Annotated in this window: 17 protein-coding genes; 8 read left to right on the forward strand and 9 right to left on the reverse strand. The window is 39.0% G+C overall.

Features of this window, described 5'->3' with window-relative positions; translation table 11 throughout:
• The first annotated feature begins 14 nt into the window (after positions 1-14).
• The 5 genes from ACFW0C_RS03850 (at position 15) to ACFW0C_RS03870 (ending at position 5,913) form a co-directional block, all read left to right on the forward strand.
• On the forward strand, positions 15-932 hold the full coding sequence (locus ACFW0C_RS03850; protein ID WP_378105521.1) for an ABC transporter permease: 918 nt from the start codon (positions 15-17) through the stop codon (positions 930-932).
• Positions 933-982: 50 nt separating this feature from the next.
• Positions 983-2,791, forward strand: coding sequence for an oligopeptide ABC transporter substrate-binding protein (gene opp4A / locus ACFW0C_RS03855; RefSeq protein ID WP_378105523.1), 1,809 nt, complete (start codon positions 983-985; stop codon positions 2,789-2,791).
• Positions 2,792-3,193: 402 nt separating this feature from the next.
• The gene (locus tag ACFW0C_RS03860; RefSeq protein ID WP_378105525.1) at positions 3,194-4,228 is read left to right on the forward strand and encodes a branched-chain amino acid aminotransferase; all 1,035 of its coding nucleotides are present in this window, start codon (positions 3,194-3,196) and stop codon (positions 4,226-4,228) included.
• A 77-nt stretch (positions 4,229-4,305) separates the two neighbouring features.
• Positions 4,306-5,373: an iron-containing alcohol dehydrogenase family protein gene (locus ACFW0C_RS03865; protein ID WP_378105528.1), complete on the forward strand. Its 1,068-nt coding sequence runs from the start codon at positions 4,306-4,308 to the stop codon at positions 5,371-5,373.
• A gap of 159 nt (positions 5,374-5,532) precedes the next feature.
• Positions 5,533-5,913 carry a VOC family protein gene (locus ACFW0C_RS03870; protein WP_378105531.1) on the forward strand — a complete coding sequence of 127 codons (381 nt, stop codon included), beginning with the start codon at positions 5,533-5,535 and terminating at the stop codon, positions 5,911-5,913.
• A 60-nt stretch (positions 5,914-5,973) separates the two neighbouring features.
• Here the strand turns inward: ACFW0C_RS03870 and rpsR are convergent, their stop codons facing one another.
• The 9 genes from rpsR to dnaA all read right to left on the reverse strand — a co-directional run bounded on the left by rpsR (position 5,974) and on the right by dnaA (position 16,567).
• Positions 5,974-6,210, reverse strand: a complete 237-nt coding sequence (gene rpsR / locus ACFW0C_RS03875; RefSeq protein WP_003142905.1) for a 30S ribosomal protein S18 — start codon at positions 6,208-6,210, stop codon at positions 5,974-5,976.
• Between the two features lie 26 nt (positions 6,211-6,236).
• The gene (ssb, locus tag ACFW0C_RS03880) at positions 6,237-6,788 is read right to left on the reverse strand and encodes a single-stranded DNA-binding protein (protein ID WP_378105534.1); all 552 of its coding nucleotides are present in this window, start codon (positions 6,786-6,788) and stop codon (positions 6,237-6,239) included.
• A gap of 36 nt (positions 6,789-6,824) precedes the next feature.
• Positions 6,825-7,127 carry a 30S ribosomal protein S6 gene (gene rpsF, locus ACFW0C_RS03885; RefSeq protein WP_003142910.1) on the reverse strand — a complete coding sequence of 101 codons (303 nt, stop codon included), beginning with the start codon at positions 7,125-7,127 and terminating at the stop codon, positions 6,825-6,827.
• A gap of 263 nt (positions 7,128-7,390) precedes the next feature.
• On the reverse strand, positions 7,391-9,973 hold the full coding sequence (gyrA, locus tag ACFW0C_RS03890) for a DNA gyrase subunit A (protein ID WP_378105536.1): 2,583 nt from the start codon (positions 9,971-9,973) through the stop codon (positions 7,391-7,393).
• 18 nt (positions 9,974-9,991) lie between these two features.
• Positions 9,992-11,914, reverse strand: coding sequence for a DNA topoisomerase (ATP-hydrolyzing) subunit B (gene gyrB, locus ACFW0C_RS03895; protein ID WP_378105593.1), 1,923 nt, complete (start codon positions 11,912-11,914; stop codon positions 9,992-9,994).
• 178 nt (positions 11,915-12,092) lie between these two features.
• Positions 12,093-13,208 (reverse strand): DNA replication/repair protein RecF, encoded by a 1,116-nt coding sequence (gene recF / locus ACFW0C_RS03900; protein WP_378105595.1) that lies wholly within the window; start codon positions 13,206-13,208, stop codon positions 12,093-12,095.
• The gene (gene yaaA / locus ACFW0C_RS03905) at positions 13,195-13,443 is read right to left on the reverse strand and encodes a S4 domain-containing protein YaaA (RefSeq protein ID WP_193756634.1); all 249 of its coding nucleotides are present in this window, start codon (positions 13,441-13,443) and stop codon (positions 13,195-13,197) included. Before yaaA ends, recF begins: the two co-directional genes overlap by 14 nt.
• Before the next feature lie 397 nt (positions 13,444-13,840).
• Positions 13,841-14,992 (reverse strand): DNA polymerase III subunit beta, encoded by a 1,152-nt coding sequence (gene dnaN, locus ACFW0C_RS03910; protein ID WP_378105539.1) that lies wholly within the window; start codon positions 14,990-14,992, stop codon positions 13,841-13,843.
• Positions 14,993-15,232: 240 nt separating this feature from the next.
• The gene (gene dnaA / locus ACFW0C_RS03915; protein WP_003142919.1) at positions 15,233-16,567 is read right to left on the reverse strand and encodes a chromosomal replication initiator protein DnaA; all 1,335 of its coding nucleotides are present in this window, start codon (positions 16,565-16,567) and stop codon (positions 15,233-15,235) included.
• A gap of 731 nt (positions 16,568-17,298) precedes the next feature.
• On the opposite strand from dnaA, the gene rpmH reads away from it, so the two are divergent.
• From rpmH to yidC, 3 genes are read left to right on the forward strand one after another with little or no spacing between them, the layout of a single operon-like run.
• Positions 17,299-17,433 carry a 50S ribosomal protein L34 gene (gene rpmH / locus ACFW0C_RS03920; RefSeq protein ID WP_003142921.1) on the forward strand — a complete coding sequence of 45 codons (135 nt, stop codon included), beginning with the start codon at positions 17,299-17,301 and terminating at the stop codon, positions 17,431-17,433.
• A 46-nt stretch (positions 17,434-17,479) separates the two neighbouring features.
• The gene (gene rnpA / locus ACFW0C_RS03925) at positions 17,480-17,857 is read left to right on the forward strand and encodes a ribonuclease P protein component (RefSeq protein WP_338191617.1); all 378 of its coding nucleotides are present in this window, start codon (positions 17,480-17,482) and stop codon (positions 17,855-17,857) included.
• 32 nt (positions 17,858-17,889) lie between these two features.
• Positions 17,890-18,717, forward strand: coding sequence for a membrane protein insertase YidC (gene yidC, locus ACFW0C_RS03930; protein ID WP_378105597.1), 828 nt, complete (start codon positions 17,890-17,892; stop codon positions 18,715-18,717).
• Positions 18,718-18,723: the final 6 nt, after the last annotated feature.

Raw genomic sequence — 18,723 nt, forward strand, 5'->3', positions numbered from 1 at the left:
AGGGGTGATGATGAATGGAAAATTATAAAAAAACAACGGACCAAGATGCGATTGCGCAAGAATTAGCTAGTGCACCGCCAACTGGTTTGCGCGTAATTTGGCGTGAATTTTTAAAAGATAAGCTAGCACTATTTAGTTTAATCTTATTTATCCTTATTATTCTTGGGGTATTCATTGGGGCAATTGTCATCGACCAAGATGAAGTATTGCGAATCTCTCTATTAGATTCCTATATGCCACCTAATGGTGATTTTATCTTAGGAACTGATTCCGGTGGTCGTTCTATTTTTGGCCAACTCATTATAGGTGCTAGAAACTCCATTACGATTGGTTTTACCATTACAGCACTGACCAGTATCGTTGGGATTACGATTGGTTTGGTTGCTGGTTACTATGGCGGTATTATTGATAATTTCTTGATGCGGATCATTGATTTTATCATGTTACTTCCAACAACCATGTTGATCATCGTATTTATCACACTGGTTTCAGACTACAATGTGTGGACCTTCATCCTCATCATGAGTGCCTTCTATTGGGTAGGGCAAGCGCGGTTAATCCGTAGTAAAGCCTTATCTGAGAGTCGAAGAGATTATATCTCAGCATCAAGAACGATGGGGACACCAACTTACAAGATATTATTTAGGGAAATTCTCCCGAATTTAAGCTCTCTGATCATCGTAAATGTCACTTTGAACTTTGCCGCAAATATCGGTATTGAAACTGGGTTAAGTTATTTAGGATTTGGGTTACCTACTTCCACACCTAGCTTAGGGACATTGGTCAGCTACGCTAAGTCACCAGATATTCTGGAAAATAAGACTTGGGTATGGCTACCTGCATCACTACTGATTTTAGTATTGATGCTTTGCATTAACTATGTGGGTCAAGCATTAAAACGATCTGCAGATGCAAAACAACGTTTAGGGTAATTATATTTTTATAAATTACAACATCACAATTTAGTTTAGGAGGAAAGTGTATGAAGAAATGGTATAAGTTATTGGGTTTAACAGCTGCCGCAAGTTTGGCTTTGGTGGCGTGTGGTAACAGTGATAGTGACAGTGAAACTGCAGATTCATCTTCTAGTAGCGAAAGTGGTGAGGTAGTTGCACCTGAACTAGCAACTACAGTTGATAATGAAGGTGAAGCAATTGATGGTGGTACTTTACAAGTTGGTTTAGTAACGGACTCACCTTTCCAAGGGATTTTCTCTTGGGAGTTTTATGAAGATACTTATGATGCAGAAATTATGCAGTTTGGTTTTGAATCATTATTTGGTGCTGATGATGATTTCCAAATTGATGACTCTGGTAAGGCAACCCTTGAATTAGATCAAGAAAACAACAAGGCGACGATAACCTTAAAAGAAGGTCTACAATGGTCTGATGGTGAACCATTAACAGCTGAAGATGTGATTTACGCTTATGAAGTCATTGGTCACCCTGATTATACTGGTATCCGTTATGATGGTACCTTCCAAAACGTAGTCGGTATGGAAGAATACCACAGTGGGGAAGCTGATACGATTTCTGGTATCACGCAAGTCGATGATGTCACTGTTGAAATCGAATTCCAAGAAGTAAGTCCTTCAATGCTTCAAGCAGGTGGTGGTGTTTGGTCATACGCAATGCCTAAACACTATTTAGAAGACGTACCAGTTGCTGAACTAGCTTCTTCTGAAAAAATCCGCTCTACACCAGTTGGAGACGGTCCTTTCCGTATTACTAAAGTAACACCAGGAGAGTCCGTTGAATATGAAGCCAATGAATACTACTGGCAAGGTGAACCTAAGTTAGATAGCGTTGTCGTTGAAGTAGTGCCTTCAAGTTCGGTTGTACCAGCTTTAGAAAATGGTAAATATGACGTGGCTTTACGTATGCCAACTGATTTATATGAAAGTTACGCTGAACTGCCTGGTTATACCTTACTCGGTCGTGAAGAATTATCTTATACATATATTGGATTTAAGATGGGTAAATGGGACGCTGAAGCCGGTGAAGTTGTTTATGATGAAAATGCCAAAATGGCGGACAAATCTCTTCGTCAAGCAATGGGGTATGCTATTGATAACGATGCTATAGCACAACGATTCTATAATGGTCTACGTTCCAATGCAAATACCGTTATTCCACCTGTATTTGGTAGCTTTGGTGCTACAACCGAAGAAGTACCTGGTTACTACTATGATGCAGATAAAGCCAACCAATTATTAGATGATGCTGGCTATGTAGATACTGATAACGATGGTATTCGTGAAGATCCAAATGGTGAACCTTTACAAATTAACTTTGCCTCTATGGAAGGTGGAGAAACGGCTGAGCCGATTGCACAATACTATATCCAAGCTTGGAATGAAGTTGGTTTGGATGTTCAATTAACAGATGGTCGTTTACTAGAATTCAACAGTTTCTATGACCGTGTTGAGGCAGATGATGAAAATATCGATATCTATCAAGCTGCTTGGGGTACAGGTACTGACCCAGCACCAAACGGTTTATACGCGCGTAATGCTGCCTTTAACTTTACTCGTTGGGCGACTGAAGAGAATGACCAATTCATGGCTGACTTTACAAGTGCAGAAGCCTTTGATGAAGAATTCCAACGTAATACCTTTGTTGAATGGCAAAAATATTTCTCTGACGAAGCACCAGTTATTCCAACATTATTCCGTCAAGAAGTTATGCCTGTTAACAACCGCGTAAAACACTTTGACTATGCGAATAACCCAGCGGATGACTTTGGATTGCACACAGTTGAAGTAACAGCTGATGCACCCGTATCTGAATAAAGTGATTTGAACTAGATAATACAACCTTTTTTAGATAGTGATTAGGCGTATGTGGCGTTGCCACATACGCCTTTTTATTAGATAATTTTAATTTATTTGCAGATTTATTAGATTTTTTTCATTTTTCCTATTGCAATCATTTGTATTTTGCGTTATATTAAATTCACATTAGAAAACGAAAGAGGTAGTCTCATGAAAAAGACAGCACAAGTGGTCATTATTATTAATAAACAGGACTTTACGAATTAGTGGTTTTCACTAATAACAAATCGTAAGTCCTATTCGTGCTTGTTAACGCTGAATGGGACTTAGGCCTCCCACCAGCGCGTGGGGGGCCTTTTCTTTTGCTAATAAATTGCTGATATTGTTACTTAGAAATTAAACTTAAAGGAGTTGCTCAATATGACTGACAAATTAAACTGGGATGAATTAGATTTTTCTTATACGGAAGTACCATACCGCTGGCGTGCATACTGGAAAGATGGCGAATGGTATAAAGCAGGATTAGAAACAGATCCTCAATTACCAATTCGTGAAGCTGCTCCAATCGTCAACTACGGCCAAGGGGTATTCGAAGGTAATAAAGCTTATGGTACAAAAGATGGCAAGATCGTTTTATTCCGTCCAGATGAATTTGGTGAACGTTTAAACCGCGGTGCTCGTCGTATGGCGATGCCAGAAGTACCAGTTGAAGAATTTGTCCGTGCTTGTAAGGAAGTTATTAAAGCTAACCGTGACTATGTGCCACCATATGGCCACAACGGTGCTGCAATGTTCATCCGTCCTATGTTATTAGGTATTGGTGACCACGTACAAGTATCAGCAGCTGAAGAATACTTATTTACAATCTACGTAACACCAGTTGGTCCTTTATACAAAGGTGGTTTAGCACCACATAACTACATCATCGACCACGAACACGACCGTGTAGCAGCTGATGGTACTGGTAACATCAAAGCAACAGCTAACTACGCGTCGACATTAGCAACAGCTAAACGTATCCAAGAATCTGGTTACGATGACGTATTATACTTAGACCCAGCAACACATACTAAAGTAGATGAATTCTCATCAGCAAACTTCTTTGCTATCGAGAAAGATACAAACAAATTTGTAACACCTAAATCAGATACAGTATTACCATCAATCACTAAAAAATCATTGTTATGGTTAGCAGAACACCGTTTAGGATTAGACGTTGAAGTTGGCGACATCAAAGTGGACGAATTTGACAAATATTCTGAAGCAGGGGCTATGGGTAACGCAGCTGTTATCTCTCCAGCTGGTTCTGTAACATACAAAGACAACCGTCACGTATTCTTCTCAGAAACTGAGGTTGGTCCAGTATCACAAAAATTATACAAAGAATTAACAGGTATCCAATTTGGTGAGTTAGAAGCGCCTGAAGGATGGATCGTAGACGTTGATGAAGATTAATCATTTTGCCAAAAGCCTTTTAAACCAAGCATAAATTAGTTTAAAAGGCTGATTAAGAAGAAAGAAGGAAGATAAATATGTCTCTATCAGTAAACCTACCAAATTTAACAATTGGTGTTGATGCCTTTGATGCAATTGATGAATATTGTAGTCAATTTGGTACAACCGTCGCGATTCTAGGTGGTGAAAAAGCCTTGGCAGCTAGTAAGGAACGTTTAACTGCTGCCCTAGAAAAATCATCATTAGAAGTGGCAACCGTACAAGTCTACGGTAAGGAAGCTTCATATACCAATGTTGAGAAGATGAAAGCGATCAAAGAAGTGCAAGATGCGGATATGATCTTTGCAGTTGGTGGGGGACGCGCGATTGATACAATTAAGGTAGTAGCTCGTGACTTAGACAAACCATTATTCAGTATCCCAACTCTAGCTTCAGTTTCAGCGCCAACTTCATCAGTATGTGTTATGTATCATGATAACCATGAGATGGCTGGTTTAGCTTATCGTAAAGCACCAGCTGACCATACCTTCATCGATACACAAATCATCGCTGAGGCGCCTGTTGAATACTTATGGGCTGGTATTGGTGACTGTATGTCTAAAGAAGTAGAGACTAGTTTTTCTTCACGTGGTAGAGACCTTAGCTTTGAAAATCGTTTAGGGGTAAATATTGTCAAAGGTACGAATGATAAATTGATGGCTGTTGGTGCTGAAGCTTTAGAAGCTGTACGTAACCAAGAAGCAAACCAGGCTTTAGAAGATGTGGTCCTTGAAATTATCGGTGCATCAGCTTATGCGTCTGTATTAGTGGAAAATGACATCAATTCAAACATGGCACATGCCTACTACTATGGCTATACTGTTCTACCACAAGCCCATGAACATTTACACGGTGAGGTAGTTTCATATGGTATCTTGTTATTACTAACAATGGACCAACAATTTGAATACCGTGATCGTATGAAAGCATTCATGGAATCAATTAAATTGCCAACTAAATTGGCAGCTCAAGGGGTAACAACACAAGAAGACATCGACAAATTAGTTGATAAAGCGATGACTATGGACGATTTAACATGCTCTCCATATACGATTACCCGTGAGAAATTCGAACAAGCAATTAGAGATGTTGAAGCTTTAGACTAATCAGATTTCTCCTCCTTAGAACATGAGATTAAACAAGTAATCAACATATTTAACATAGGAATTCTCCTAAGAACGAGTTGTGACTAGTGTCACAGCTCGTTTTGCTTTATCATATAGTATGTAAGCGCATTCTGACTAACACACCAAAGGAGTTTATATATGAAAATTGAACACGTTGCTTTGTGGGTGACTGACTTAGAACTTGTCAAAGCATTTTATGAAAAATACTTTGAAGCTAAGGCAGGAGAACGCTACCACAATCCTAAAACGCGTTTTTCATCATACTTTTTAAGCTTTGATGAGGGCAGTCGACTAGAACTAACCAATAAAAAGCATTTAAGCCCCCGTATTGCCGATGCTTTAGGTTACGGACACATTGCCCTAGCAGTAGGCGATAAAGAGGCTGTAGACGCAAAAACAGCTCAATTAGTCGCAGATGGGTTCCCACTTTTGTCTGGTCCACGAACAACCGGTGATGGCTACTATGAATCAGTAGTCCAAGACCCAGAGGGTAATCTAGTCGAAATTACGACGAATTAAGTCGATTTAAGCGAAGAAAAAACCATTTCACCAGAAGGCGAAATGGTTTTTTGATTAGTATTAGTCTGCTGTAGTAAATGGAATTAAAGCCATAATACGAGCGCGTTTAATACCAGCTGTTAAAGTACGTTGGTGTTTTGCACATGTACCAGTTACACGACGAGGTAAGATTTTACCTTTTTCAGAAATATAACGTTTTAATAAATCTGTGTCTTTGTAATCTACATGATCAATGTGGTTAGCGCAGAAGAAACATACTTTTTTACGTCTACGACCACCGCGGCGTTGTGCTGCCATATTTTTTACCTCCCTTACTTATACCATTAGAATGGTAAGTCATCATCGGTAACATTGATTGAACCAGAACCATCATTAGAAGACGGGAATGGGTTATCGTTACCATTGTTAAATGAAGAGGAGTCTTGATTAAAGCCGTTTCCACCAAATGGATCAGCATTTTGATTGTTATAGCTGTTGTTGTTTGCGTTATTGTTATTAAATCCACCAAAACCACTGTTATTATTATTATCAGAGGCAGGGCGGCTTTCAGTAACTGATTTTGATTCTAATAAACTAAAGTTATCAACCAAAATCTCCGTAACGTATACACGTTGTCCTTGGTTATTCTCGTAGTTTCGAGTTTGGATGCTGCCTTCAACACCTACTAATGAACCTTTACGGGTAAAACGCGCAAAATTCTCTGCTGCTTTACGCCAGATGACACAGTTAATAAAATCTGTCTCACGTTCACCTTGGGCATTTTTAAAGTTTCTTTCAACGGCAACGCTGAAAGATCCAACAGCAACGCCACTTTGCGTATAACGCACATCGACGTCACGAGTTAAACGGCCGACCAGTACAACATTATTAATCATGAAATAACTCCTCTCTCACGAAATATGTATTGTTAATTAGTCTTCGATTTTAGTAATCATATGACGTAAGATATTGTCATTGATTTTGGCAAGACGGTCGAATTCGTTGATTCCTTCCGCATCGTCAGCTTCCATATCAACTAAGTGGTAGATACCCTCTTTGTAATCGTTGATTTCGTATGCAAGACGACGTTTTGCCCAGTCTTTAGATTCATTAATTGTTACACCGTTTGAAGTTAAGATTTGATCGAATTGTTCAACCAAAGCTTTTTTAGACGCTTCTTCCATATCAGGACGAATAATGTATAAAACTTCGTATTTAGTAGTGTTTTCACTCATCAGACTTTTGCACCTCCTTTTGGTCTATTGGCTCTCAACATCCTTGAGAGCAAGGAGAGTATATTAATACTCACAGTAAAGTATTCTATCAAAATAATCCATATAAATCAAGTGATATTTTGAAAATCAGATGTATATTGGTAAGAAAATAATTTAGATTAATACACTAGAATAATCTAAATGACATCAAAAAAAATCCCATGAAATGGCTGTTGATACGCCATTTCATAGGATTATTGCAACTTTTTACTGTGTTACCAATTTTAGTCTTCTGTTTCTTCTTGGTCAGATAGGGCGTCGTCTGCGAATTCTTGCATACGAGAAACCATGTCTTCTGATGGTGCATCTGCTGATGTTGTATCAGCTGTTGGTTCACCTTCAACTGGTGTTACGACAAGTTTTTCTTCTTCAACTGCATCTACTTTGGTAATGGTAGAAACGACAGCTTCATCGGATAAACGAATGAGACGGACACCTTGGGTTGCACGACCGGTTTGAGAGATGTTTTTCGCATGGAAGCGAATGGCTACCCCTTGGTTGGTCATTAACATGATGTCCTCTTCTCCTGAAACGGTTGTTAAACCAACTAAGAGACCATTTTTCTCGGTAACATTAATGGTTTTAACCCCTTTACCACCACGATTTTTAATACCATATTCGCTGGCTAGTGTTTGTTTACCGTAACCTTTTTCAGTAACCACTAATACATTGTCATCTGGTCCAAGTACAGACATCCCAACCACTTGGTCGCCTTCATTTAAACGAATACCGCGAACACCTGTAGCGGTACGACCCATACTACGGACGTTTGTTTCTTGGAAACTTACGGCATAACCATCTTGGGAAGCGATAATAATGTTGTCATCACCACTAGTTAAGACAACTTTCACTAATTCATCGCCGTCAGCTAGTTTCAAGGCGATTAACCCATTGTTACGGATATTGAAATAATCACTTGCGTTGGTGCGTTTTACGGTACCATTTTTCGTTACGAATAATAAGTGTTCTTTTACTTCTCCGTCTTCAATTGGAGTCACATTGATCATGGCTTGAACAGTTTCGTCTTGTTGTAAGTTCAATAGGTTCACAACTGGAATCCCTTTGGCTGCGCGACCAAACTCTGGAATTTCATAACCTTTAGATTGGAATACGCGACCAGTGTTGGTGAAGAATAGGACTGAGTCGTGGGTTGAGGTGGACAGCATGGTTTCAACGAAGTCTTCATCGTTCATGCTCATCCCTTTAACTCCTGTACCACCACGGTTTTGAGCTCTAAATTCTATATCATCGATACGTTTGATGTAACCGTTATGCGTTAGGGTTACAATAACGTTACTTTCTTCAATCAGGTCTTCATCATCGATATTATGGATTTCACCCACCATTAACTCTGTACGACGCTCGTCACCGAATTTACTTTCGATTTCCACTAGTTCATCGTAAATGATTTGGTAACGCATTGTTTCAGATTCTAATACTTGGTTTAAGTAGTCGATTTGCGCCATTAATTCGGCGTGTTCTTTATCAATTTTCTCACGTTCTAAACCAGTTAGACGAACTAGACGCATGTCTAAGATAGCTTGTGATTGTTTATCTGATAGCTTGTAGTCCTCGATAAAACGGGCTTTCGCTTCGTCACCTGACCGAGACGTCCGTAAGATATTAACGATTTCGTCAATATGATCTAAAGCAATTTGCAGCCCTTCCAGGATGTGGGCACGCGCTTCAGCCTTGTTTTTCTCGAAAATCGAACGACGACGGATCACTTCTTCTTGGTGAAGTAAGTAGTTTTCTAGGATCTCTTTCAAGCTTAGGGTACGGGGTACGCCATTTACAATGGCAACCATGTTAATAGCGAAGTTTGTTTGTAATTGCGTGTATTTGTAAAGGTTATTGACAATTACAGATGCGCTGGCATCTTTACGACATTCAATAACGACACGCATACCTTCACGACCAGATTCGTCACGTACAGCAGTAATCCCTTCTATCCGTTTGTCGCGGGCTAGTTCAGCAATACGTTCGACTAATTTAGCCTTATTCACCATATAAGGAATTTCATGAACGATAATCCGCTCTTTACCTGAAGACATGGTTTCAATGTCTAATTTAGCACGGACAATGATTGTCCCTTTTCCAGTCTCATAAGCCTTACGGATACCTGATTTCCCGATGACAATACCACCGGTTGGGAAGTCTGGTCCTGGTAAAGCCTCCATTAATTCGTTGGTTGTTGCGTCAGCGTTCTGCATTAAAATTTTAATGGCGCCGATGACTTCGCTTAGGTTATGGGTTGGAATATTGGTAGTCATCCCAACTGCGATACCGGTTGTCCCGTTAACTAATAGGTTAGGAAAGCGAGCTGGTAATACTTCTGGCTCACGCTCTTCACCGTCATAGTTAGGGATAAAATCAACGGTATCTTTATTCATATCACGAACCATTTCGTGGGCAATCTTACTCATACGCGCTTCGGTATAACGCATAGCTGCAGCTTGGTCACCATCGACTGAACCGAAGTTCCCGTGCCCATCTACTAGCATGTAGCGATAAGAGAAGTCTTGGGCCATACGCACCATTGATTCATAGATAGCCGAATCCCCATGCGGATGGTATTTACCCATTACGTCCCCAACGATACGGGCTGATTTTTTAAAGGGTTTATCTGAGGTAACCCCTAATTCATTCATCCCATAAAGGATACGACGGTGAACGGGTTTTAAGCCATCACGGACATCCGGTAGCGCACGCGCCACAATAACTGACATGGCATAGTCAAGAAATGACGTCCGCATTTCTTGTGATATCTCACGTTGTGGGAATTGTTCTTTAATTTCTTCACTCATGAAACTTTTCCCTCCTTACTATAAATCGATGTTAGCGTAGGTAGCATTCTCTTCGATGAAGTCACGTCTTGGTTCAACGTGGTCACCCATCAACATATTGATGATTTTGTCTGCTTCTACTGCATCGTCTACGTTTACTTGTAATAATGTTCTGTTAGTTGGGTCCATTGTGGTTTCCCAAAGTTGTTCAGCATCCATTTCACCCAAACCTTTATAACGTTGAATGGCTGGTTTTGGTGTTGCTGGGATGGTTTGTAGGTACTCTTCTAATTGATTTTCAGTATCTAGGTAGACAATCTTTTTACCTTGACGGACTTGGTATAAAGGTGGCACTGCGATATAAACGTAGCCAGCGTCCAAGATAGGGCGCATATAACGGTAAATTAAGGTCAATAGTAATGCACGGATGTGTGCACCATCGACATCGGCATCGGTCATAATAACCAATTTGTGGTAACGTGCCTTGGTGATGTCGAACTCATTTTGCCAGCCTGTACCCATTGCAGTAAATAATGAACGGATTTCTTCGTTGGCTAAAATTCTGTCCATCGATGCTTTTTCCACGTTCAGGATTTTACCTCGAATCGGCAAAATAGCTTGGAAGTGACGTGAACGGCCTTGTTTGGCTGATCCACCGGCCGAATTCCCCTCAACGATGAATAATTCAGATTCTTCTGGATTACGACTTGAGCAGTCGGCTAATTTACCAGGTAGGTTAGAAATTTCTAAACCTGATTTTTTACGAGTCATTTCACGGGCCCGCTTAGCTGCTAGACGAGCTTTAGAGGCTATAGTCCCTTTATCGACAATACGACGGGCAATTTGCGGGTTTTCTAACAAGAAAGTTTCAAAATGCGCTGCGAATAAGTTGTCAGTAATAGTCCGAACTTCCGAGTTCCCTAATTTCATCTTGGTTTGACCTTCAAACTGTGGGTCTGGGTGGCGAACGGATACAATCATAGTAATCCCTTCACGCACATCTTCCCCAGTTAGGTTATCGTCATTTTCTTTTAAGATTTTTTGTGAACGCGCGTAGTTGTTAATGACACGGGTTAGGGCTGTTTTAGCACCTGATTCATGCGTACCACCCTCAAAGGTATGGATATTGTTGGCGAAACTTAGGATATTTGAATGGAAGCCATCTGTATATTGTAAAGATACCTCTACTTCAATACCATCTTGCTCGTCTTCAAGATAAATTGGGTTTTCAAATAAGACATCTTTGTCCTTATTCATATACTCAATATATTCTTTAATCCCACCTTCATAGTGGTAAGAAGCTGTTTCTTGGTCTTCTGATCTGGCATCAGTTAAAGAGATACGTAGGCCTTTATTCAAGAAGGCTAACTCACGGACACGACGGTTTAAAACTTCAAATTCAAAGGTGGTTGTCTCGGTAAAAATCTCTGCATCCGGTTTAAAATGCACAACCGTACCATGGGTATCTGTATCACCAGTTTGTTCAACATCAGACACAATAGCCCCTTGGCGGAATTCTTGGTGGTAGATGCGGCCATTTTTATGGACATAGACATGCAACCATTCAGAAAGGGCGTTTACAACAGAGGCCCCAACCCCATGAAGACCACCGGATACTTTATACCCGCCACCGCCGAATTTACCACCGGCATGTAGGACAGTAAAGACTGTTTCAACTGCTGGACGACCGGTATTTGACTGGATATCAACCGGAATCCCACGACCATCATCGACAACTGTTATGGAATTATCTTTTTCAATGATGACTTGGATGTGACCCGCAAATCCTGCTAGGGCCTCATCGATTGAGTTATCGACAATCTCCCATACTAAATGGTGTAAACCACTAGCTGAAGTTGACCCGATATACATCCCTGGACGCTTACGTACAGCTTCTAGACCTTCCAACACTTGAATTTGGCTGGCATCATAGTCTTTAGCCAATTCGCGTTTCTTGGCCATTTTTTCTTCTTCAGAAACAAGGTCCTCTGGTTGGACGAGTGTTTCTTCATTGATCAACATTTCGTTTTCATTGTTATTTTCATTAGCATTGTTTGCCATTTTCCCACTCCTATTACGTGAATTATTCAATCTCAATAGCGCCATGGGATTTTAGGCCACGCCTCACCCGCACGCTTACTTATTCCGCTATCGCGCCTGCATCAATATTGAAAACTCTTGGTTGTTCAATTAATTCTCTTTGAATACCATCTAAACTTGTTGTTGTTAAAAAGGTTTGTACTTTCGACTGTATAGACTTCAATAAGTGGGTTTGTCGCTCATTATCTAATTCACTGAGTACGTCATCCAAAAGTAAAATAGGGTATTCCCCTAAAACTTCATGCATGCATTCGATTTCTGCTAATTTCATACTCAATACAGTCGTCCGTTGCTGCCCCTGGGAACCAAATTTCTGCACATCACGGCCATTCACCTTAAAGGTCAAATCATCCCGATGTGGACCAACCAAAGTAACCCCTCTGGCTAATTCATGATTTTTCTTTTCTTTAAATGTCGTCATCAACTGCTGGTAAATGGCATCTTCCGTCATATCTAAAGTCAATTCAATTGGACCACGATAGGCTAAGGTCAACTCTTCAAGCCCGTGTGAAATGGTTAAATGAATGGGTTTAGCCCATGATTCCAATTGGTCTACAAAACGTAGCCGTTGGTATATAACATGGGTAGCAGACGCCGCTAACTGTTCAGTGAGAATATCTAAATAAATTTGGTCTTGGGTTTCTTTATATAATAACTGCTTGAGGTAGGCATTTCGTTGCTTTAATAATCGATTATATTGGACCGACTCATACAGGTATTTCGGGCTCATTTGCCCAAGCTCCATATCAATAAACTTCCGTCTAAGTTGCGGGGCACCTTTAATCATTTCTAAATCTTCCGGGGCAAAAAGGACCACATTCAATTTGCCAATATAATCACTCATCCGGTTTTGGTTTAAGTGGTTGACTTTTGCGCGTTTACCAGATTTCGTGATAGTTAGCGCTAGTGGTAATTCTGGATTCGTTCTCGTTGATATACTACCTTCAATACGCGCAAAGTCTTGTTGCCAACGGATGGTATCTTTTTCATTGGCCGTACGGTGACTTCTTGCCAGTGACATCATATAAATAGCCTCTAATAAAGATGTTTTCCCCTGGGCATTCTCGCCAATAAATACGTTCACCCCAGGAGAAAATGTGACTGTTAGCTCTTCATAATTTCTGAAGTCTTTTAACTTAATGTCATTTAGCTGCATGTCCATCACCATGCGCTTCATGGCTTTCGATGATAAATTCACCTTCATTCGGTATCGCAATAACCATACCTGGATATAATTTACGTCCACGTCTATTATCAATTTCGCCGTCTACAACGACATCATTTTCTTGTAGATACCATTTCGCTTCTCCGCCGGTACCTATTGCACCAGAAATTTTTAATAACTGACTCAATGTAATATATGCTGTTTCAATTTTTACGATTTCAGCCATCATTTCACCCCACATTCATATTCCAAATTCATATTCCAAATTCGCTCTTCACATAAAATAAATCGTCTCTTCTTGCCATCACTGGACACAGCTAGTGGTCCTTAGCAGATTCAACGATTTCACTTTTATTTATACACCTTTAATTATACGCTAATTTACCTTATTTAGCAAATAAAGGCCCTGTATTAAAAGTTGGCATTTTAGATAGGGAAATACCTAGAATCTTATTTAAAGGGCTTAAAAGTCAAAAATTGGCTCATTTTTGAATATCAATCGAAAAAAAGGACCAAAACCAGTAAATGATTTTGATCCTTATTCATTTGGCTAACCATATGAAAATGATTTGACCATCGACATCAATTCTTAGCACTTTCGTCATTTATTCAACTAGCTTCAATTAACCTCTTGGTGTACGAATTGGGGTAATTAATTGAACGAAATTGAAGTTATCCGTTTGATCACTTGGTAATAGGGTGAATGGATGTGAGGATGACTGGAAGCCAATTTGTACGTTTTGTTGACCAAATGATTTCAAGGCTTCACGTAAGTAGTCAGGGTTGAAGGAAATTTCTAAAGCTTCCCCTTCAGCTTTCACTACATTGATTTCTTCTTCTACATTCCCAACTTCAGCAGACTGACTAGATAAGATAATATCTTGGTCTGAAATATTCAAGCGAACCACATTATTTTTACCTTCATGACTTAAAATCAAAGCACGTTCAACAGCATTCACTAATTCACTCGCTGCCACTTCAATAACTGTTGAGTGGTCATTAGGTAATAAACGGTCTGTATTTGGGTAATTACCTTCTAGTAAACGAGAGTATAGGTAGATATTACGAGCTTTAAATAGTACTTGATTGTCTGTCACCATCATCTCAATGTCTTCATTACTATCTACAATACGGATTAATTCTTGTAATGAACGACCAGGAATATTGATGTCTAACACTGTATCACCCGCCGCTTCTGGCATTATTAACGGCATAATACGTTGACTTAGACGATGAGAGTCAGTGGCAACTGCTTTTAACTCACCATTCCCAATTTCAAAATGAATCCCAGTGAAAATAGGGCGAATTTCTTGGTTAGATACAGAAATAATGGTTTGATTGACCACTTGCTTAAAGGTATCTGTTGGTAATGCGTAAGTTTGTTTTGCATCAATTTCAGGTAAACGTGGGTATTCACTACCATTAATGCCATTTAAGGTAAATGATGCACGGTCAGAAGTGATTTCTGTTTGGAAGTTTTCAACGACTTCTAAATTCATCATATCTGATGGTAATTTCTTCACGATTTCACCTAGGAAACGAGAAGGTAAGACAATATCACCAGTGGCTTCAATTTTTAACTTATTGTCATCATCTTTAGCGTCAATAAATGCCTCAATGGAAATTGTTGCATCAGAACCAGTTAAATAAAGGCCTTCTTCTTTAACTGAGATTTTAACACCTGTCAAAACAGGTATTGTTGTTCTTGAACTAATAGCTCTTTGAACGTCCGTCAAATTTTGAATAAAAATAGAACGATTAATAGAAAATTTCATGTGTGCACTCCTTATATATATATTTTAATTATAGATAAAAAAATAGTAATAGTAATAGTAATAGGCCCTGTTAATCTTGTTGATAACTTTTAGAAACCTTGTCAAAATATACTTTTCCACATGTGTATAAACTGTGGAAAAAACAGAGAGGTTATGAACAATTATCCACAACCTCTTTTTCTTACCTATATTTTAGCATAAGTCATTTCAAACGCTGACTTAGATGATGTAGATAAGTCATTATTTTTCTAATAAACGACGAATACTGTCAACATCACGTTCTAACTCACTTTTTTCATCGATATCTTTTTTAATCTTGTCATAAGCATGAAGGACCGTCGTATGGTCTTTACCGCCGAATTCTTGCCCAATTTTCGGTAGAGAAGCATCTGTTAATTCTCTACTTAAATACATGGCAATTTGGCGTGGAACCACGATTTGGCGTACCCGTTTCTTTCCTTTAAGATCAGAAACCTGCAAATTAAAGTATTGGGCCACTGTCTCAAGGATATTTGGAATAGTTGGTGAATTACTTTTCACATTACTCTTATAATTTCTGAGCGCTTTCGCTGCAGTATTTGGCGTTAAGTCTTCTTGGTTCATGACCGCAAAGGCCTGTACGCTAGTTAAAGCACCTTCCAATTCACGAATGTTGGAGTCAATTTGTCCAGCAATATATGAGAGGGTATCGTCCGGAATTTGTAAGCCATTGACATTGGCCTTATTGCGCAAAATGGCAATCCGTGTCTCTAAATCTGGCGGTGTAATATCCGTTGATAAGCCTTGTTTAAAGCGAGAAACTAACCGGTCCTCTAACTCAGGGATCTGACTAGCGTCGCGGTCACTGGTTAAAACGATATGTTTATTATTATTGTAGAGCACGTTAAATGTATGGAAGAATTCTTCCTGGGTAGACTGTTTGTTCCCAATAAATTGAATATCATCCACTAATAACATATCGACTGTACGATACTCTTGGTGGAAGGCGTCTGTAGTGTTCTTACGAATGGCATTAATAAAGTCATTCGTGAAGGTTTCACTAGAGACGTATTTTATTTTGGCATTTGGATTTGTCCGTAATACTTCATGGCCAATTGCTTGCATCAAGTGGGTTTTACCTAACCCTACACCACCGAAGAAGAATAGGGGATTGTAGTCGCGGCCGGGGCCTTCTGCGACAGCTAAAGCTGCAGCATGAGCCATTTTATTGCCTTCACCGACGACGAAGTTATCAAAGGTATATTTTGGATTTAATAAATCTGATCCGTTGTCTTCAATATTGTCATTATGATTGTTTACTTGAATTTGATTGGCTGATTGTGACCGATCATCTTTTAAACTCACGACTAGGTTCACGTCATGGTTTAAGTATTCAAATAAAACTTGTCGAATCTGTATCGAATAATGTTTCTCAATATGGTCCTTGTGGAGCACTGAAATGGCTTTTAAATACAAGGTATCGTTCTCAAAGGCAACTGGATCTAGGTCTTTAATCCAAGTATCAAAACTTGTTTTAGGCAACTCTTCTTTGAAGTATTGGGTGACGTAATCCCATAATCGGTTTAATTCACTCATATATCTCCTAGCTCCTTAGTGTACAAAATTTCTACATCAAACATATTTCAATATGTTTGTACGACGAATCTTTAAATTCGTTAAGCTTATTCATAATATCATGAAAAAAAACAGTTTTCCACAGAAAAATCAGGAAGTGAATAAAAATTATCCCAACTTTTGACAAATGTTTTCCACAAGATGTGAATAAACCTGTTAGCTTTTTAGAAAATATAAAGTCTTGTGTATAATTACCCTTATTCAAAGAGCAAGTTATAAGGGTTTTAGACGAGTTATCAACAGATGTGGAAAAGTTTTACAAAACTGTGGATTTGTTGAAAAGTCTTTTAAAAACCTTGGGGATGAATTTTAACTTGCTGCAACTAACCACAGGCTTGTGCAAATTTCGTACACACTTTGTGAATAAGAGTTTACCATTTTTTTCTTCACATAGTTTGTGAAATTTAAAAGTAGGGCTTGTGAAAAAAATAAGGGTCAATTTTAGGAGGGTTTTTCTTTTTGCCAGAAATATCTGTTATAATATAGGCGAGTCTTATTGGTCGAAAAGATTGAAAAAACCAATATTTGTACAGAAAGTATTGTGATATGGGTTATAATGTGGTAAAATCTTGATTACGAGTGCGAAATTTCGCACCTGAAATTGAATTTCGACTTTTTATTGTATATAATATTACAGTCGTTTTATATTAATGAAAAAACGAAAGACTTAATCGCAACAGGAGGTGCAAGTAATGAAAAGAACATACCAACCTAAAAAACGTCATCGTCAAAAAGTTCACGGTTTCCGTAAACGTATGAGCACTAAAAACGGTCGTCACGTTTTAGCAGCTCGTCGTAGAAAAGGAAGAAAAGTTATTTCTGCATAAGATCACATTAATATGTGGTCTTTTTTTATTAAGGAGGCGAACTTACGTGCGGAAATCTTATAGGGTCAAATCTGAGAAAGATTTTGGCAAGGTATTTCATCACGGTCATAGTACTGCGAATCGCCAATTTGTTATTTATCGACTGGAGAAGGACCAACCCCATTTCCGGATTGGTATCTCTGTAGGTAAGAAAATTGGAAACGCTGTTACTCGTAATGCAGTGAAGCGGAAAATTCGTCAAAGCATTACCGAACTCAAGGCAGGCATTGATCCGTCCAATGATTTTATCGTGATTGCTCGTAAGCCAGCTGCAGATATGACAACAGCTGAAGTGAAAAAAAGTTTGATTCATGTGCTATCTTTGGCGAAAATTTATCATCCGATAAAAGAGCATACAAAAGCAAAGCCATTACCACATGAATAGTAGAATTCGTGGAGGATTTGTAAAAATTGAATATTCGAAGTAAAAAAATGTGGAAGATTTTAGCAATCACCATGATGGCTGTTATCTTTCTAGCGGCTTGTGGGACAAGTCCAATCGATGAGCATTCGACTGGATTGTGGGACCGTTACATCGTCTATAACTTCTCACGTACTATTGTGTGGTTATCAGATATTTTTGGTAACTATGGTGTTGGGATTATCGCCTTTACTTTGATCATCCGTATCATCTTGATTCCATTAACCAAGTACCAAACACAAAGTACTGAAAAAATGCAAATGATGCAGCCTGAGCTAAAAGCCTTGCAAGAAAAATATGCATCCAAGGATCCTGAGACTCAGCAAAAATTACAAGAAGAAACAGCCAAGTTAAATGAAAAATATGACTACAGCATGTGGTCTGGTTGTTTACCAATGTTAATTCAATTGCCAATCTTGATGGCCTTATACCAATCTATTTCTAGAACAGAAATTCTAAGCCAAGGTCACTTCCTATGGTTAGAATTAGGTGTTCCTGACCAACTATTTGTAATCCCAATCATTGCAGCTATGCTAACATGGTATAACACACGTTTGACAACAATTGGTACACCAAATAGCAATCCATCTATGGCGATGATGCAATGGACAATGCCAGTAATGATTTTATTTATGGGTGTAACGTTACCGTCAGCAATTTCACTTTACTGGGTGGCGTCCACTGGATTTACAATTCTTCAAACATTAGTGATGAATAATCCTTTTAAGAAACGCGATGCACGCGAAGAACAAATTCGTAAAGAGAAAGAGCTAGAACGTCGTTTAGAAAAAGCAAAACGTAATCCTAATGGTAAGAAGAAATAACAGGAG

It is taken from the genome of Aerococcus sp. NPDC058936 (genome assembly GCF_042741995.1).
Classification (GTDB): domain Bacteria; phylum Bacillota; class Bacilli; order Lactobacillales; family Aerococcaceae; genus Aerococcus.

Excerpts from the sequence above, each read along its gene's own strand:
- ACFW0C_RS03850 (WP_378105521.1), top strand. The coding sequence starts at position 15 with ATGGAAAATTATAAAAAAACAACGGACCAAGATGCGATTGCGCAAGAA.
- opp4A (WP_378105523.1), top strand. The coding sequence starts at position 983 with ATGAAGAAATGGTATAAGTTATTGGGTTTAACAGCTGCCGCAAGTTTG.
- ACFW0C_RS03860 (WP_378105525.1), top strand. The coding sequence starts at position 3,194 with ATGACTGACAAATTAAACTGGGATGAATTAGATTTTTCTTATACGGAA.
- ACFW0C_RS03865 (WP_378105528.1), top strand. The coding sequence starts at position 4,306 with ATGTCTCTATCAGTAAACCTACCAAATTTAACAATTGGTGTTGATGCC.
- ACFW0C_RS03870 (WP_378105531.1), top strand. The coding sequence starts at position 5,533 with ATGAAAATTGAACACGTTGCTTTGTGGGTGACTGACTTAGAACTTGTC.
- rpsR (WP_003142905.1), bottom strand. The coding sequence starts at position 6,210 with ATGGCAGCACAACGCCGCGGTGGTCGTAGACGTAAAAAAGTATGTTTC.
- ssb (WP_378105534.1), bottom strand. The coding sequence starts at position 6,788 with ATGATTAATAATGTTGTACTGGTCGGCCGTTTAACTCGTGACGTCGAT.
- rpsF (WP_003142910.1), bottom strand. The coding sequence starts at position 7,127 with ATGAGTGAAAACACTACTAAATACGAAGTTTTATACATTATTCGTCCT.
- gyrA (WP_378105536.1), bottom strand. The coding sequence starts at position 9,973 with ATGAGTGAAGAAATTAAAGAACAATTCCCACAACGTGAGATATCACAA.
- gyrB (WP_378105593.1), bottom strand. The coding sequence starts at position 11,914 with ATGGCCAAGAAACGCGAATTGGCTAAAGACTATGATGCCAGCCAAATT.
- recF (WP_378105595.1), bottom strand. The coding sequence starts at position 13,208 with ATGCAGCTAAATGACATTAAGTTAAAAGACTTCAGAAATTATGAAGAG.
- yaaA (WP_193756634.1), bottom strand. The coding sequence starts at position 13,443 with ATGGCTGAAATCGTAAAAATTGAAACAGCATATATTACATTGAGTCAG.
- dnaN (WP_378105539.1), bottom strand. The coding sequence starts at position 14,992 with ATGAAATTTTCTATTAATCGTTCTATTTTTATTCAAAATTTGACGGAC.
- dnaA (WP_003142919.1), bottom strand. The coding sequence starts at position 16,567 with ATGAGTGAATTAAACCGATTATGGGATTACGTCACCCAATACTTCAAA.
- rpmH (WP_003142921.1), top strand. The coding sequence starts at position 17,299 with ATGAAAAGAACATACCAACCTAAAAAACGTCATCGTCAAAAAGTTCAC.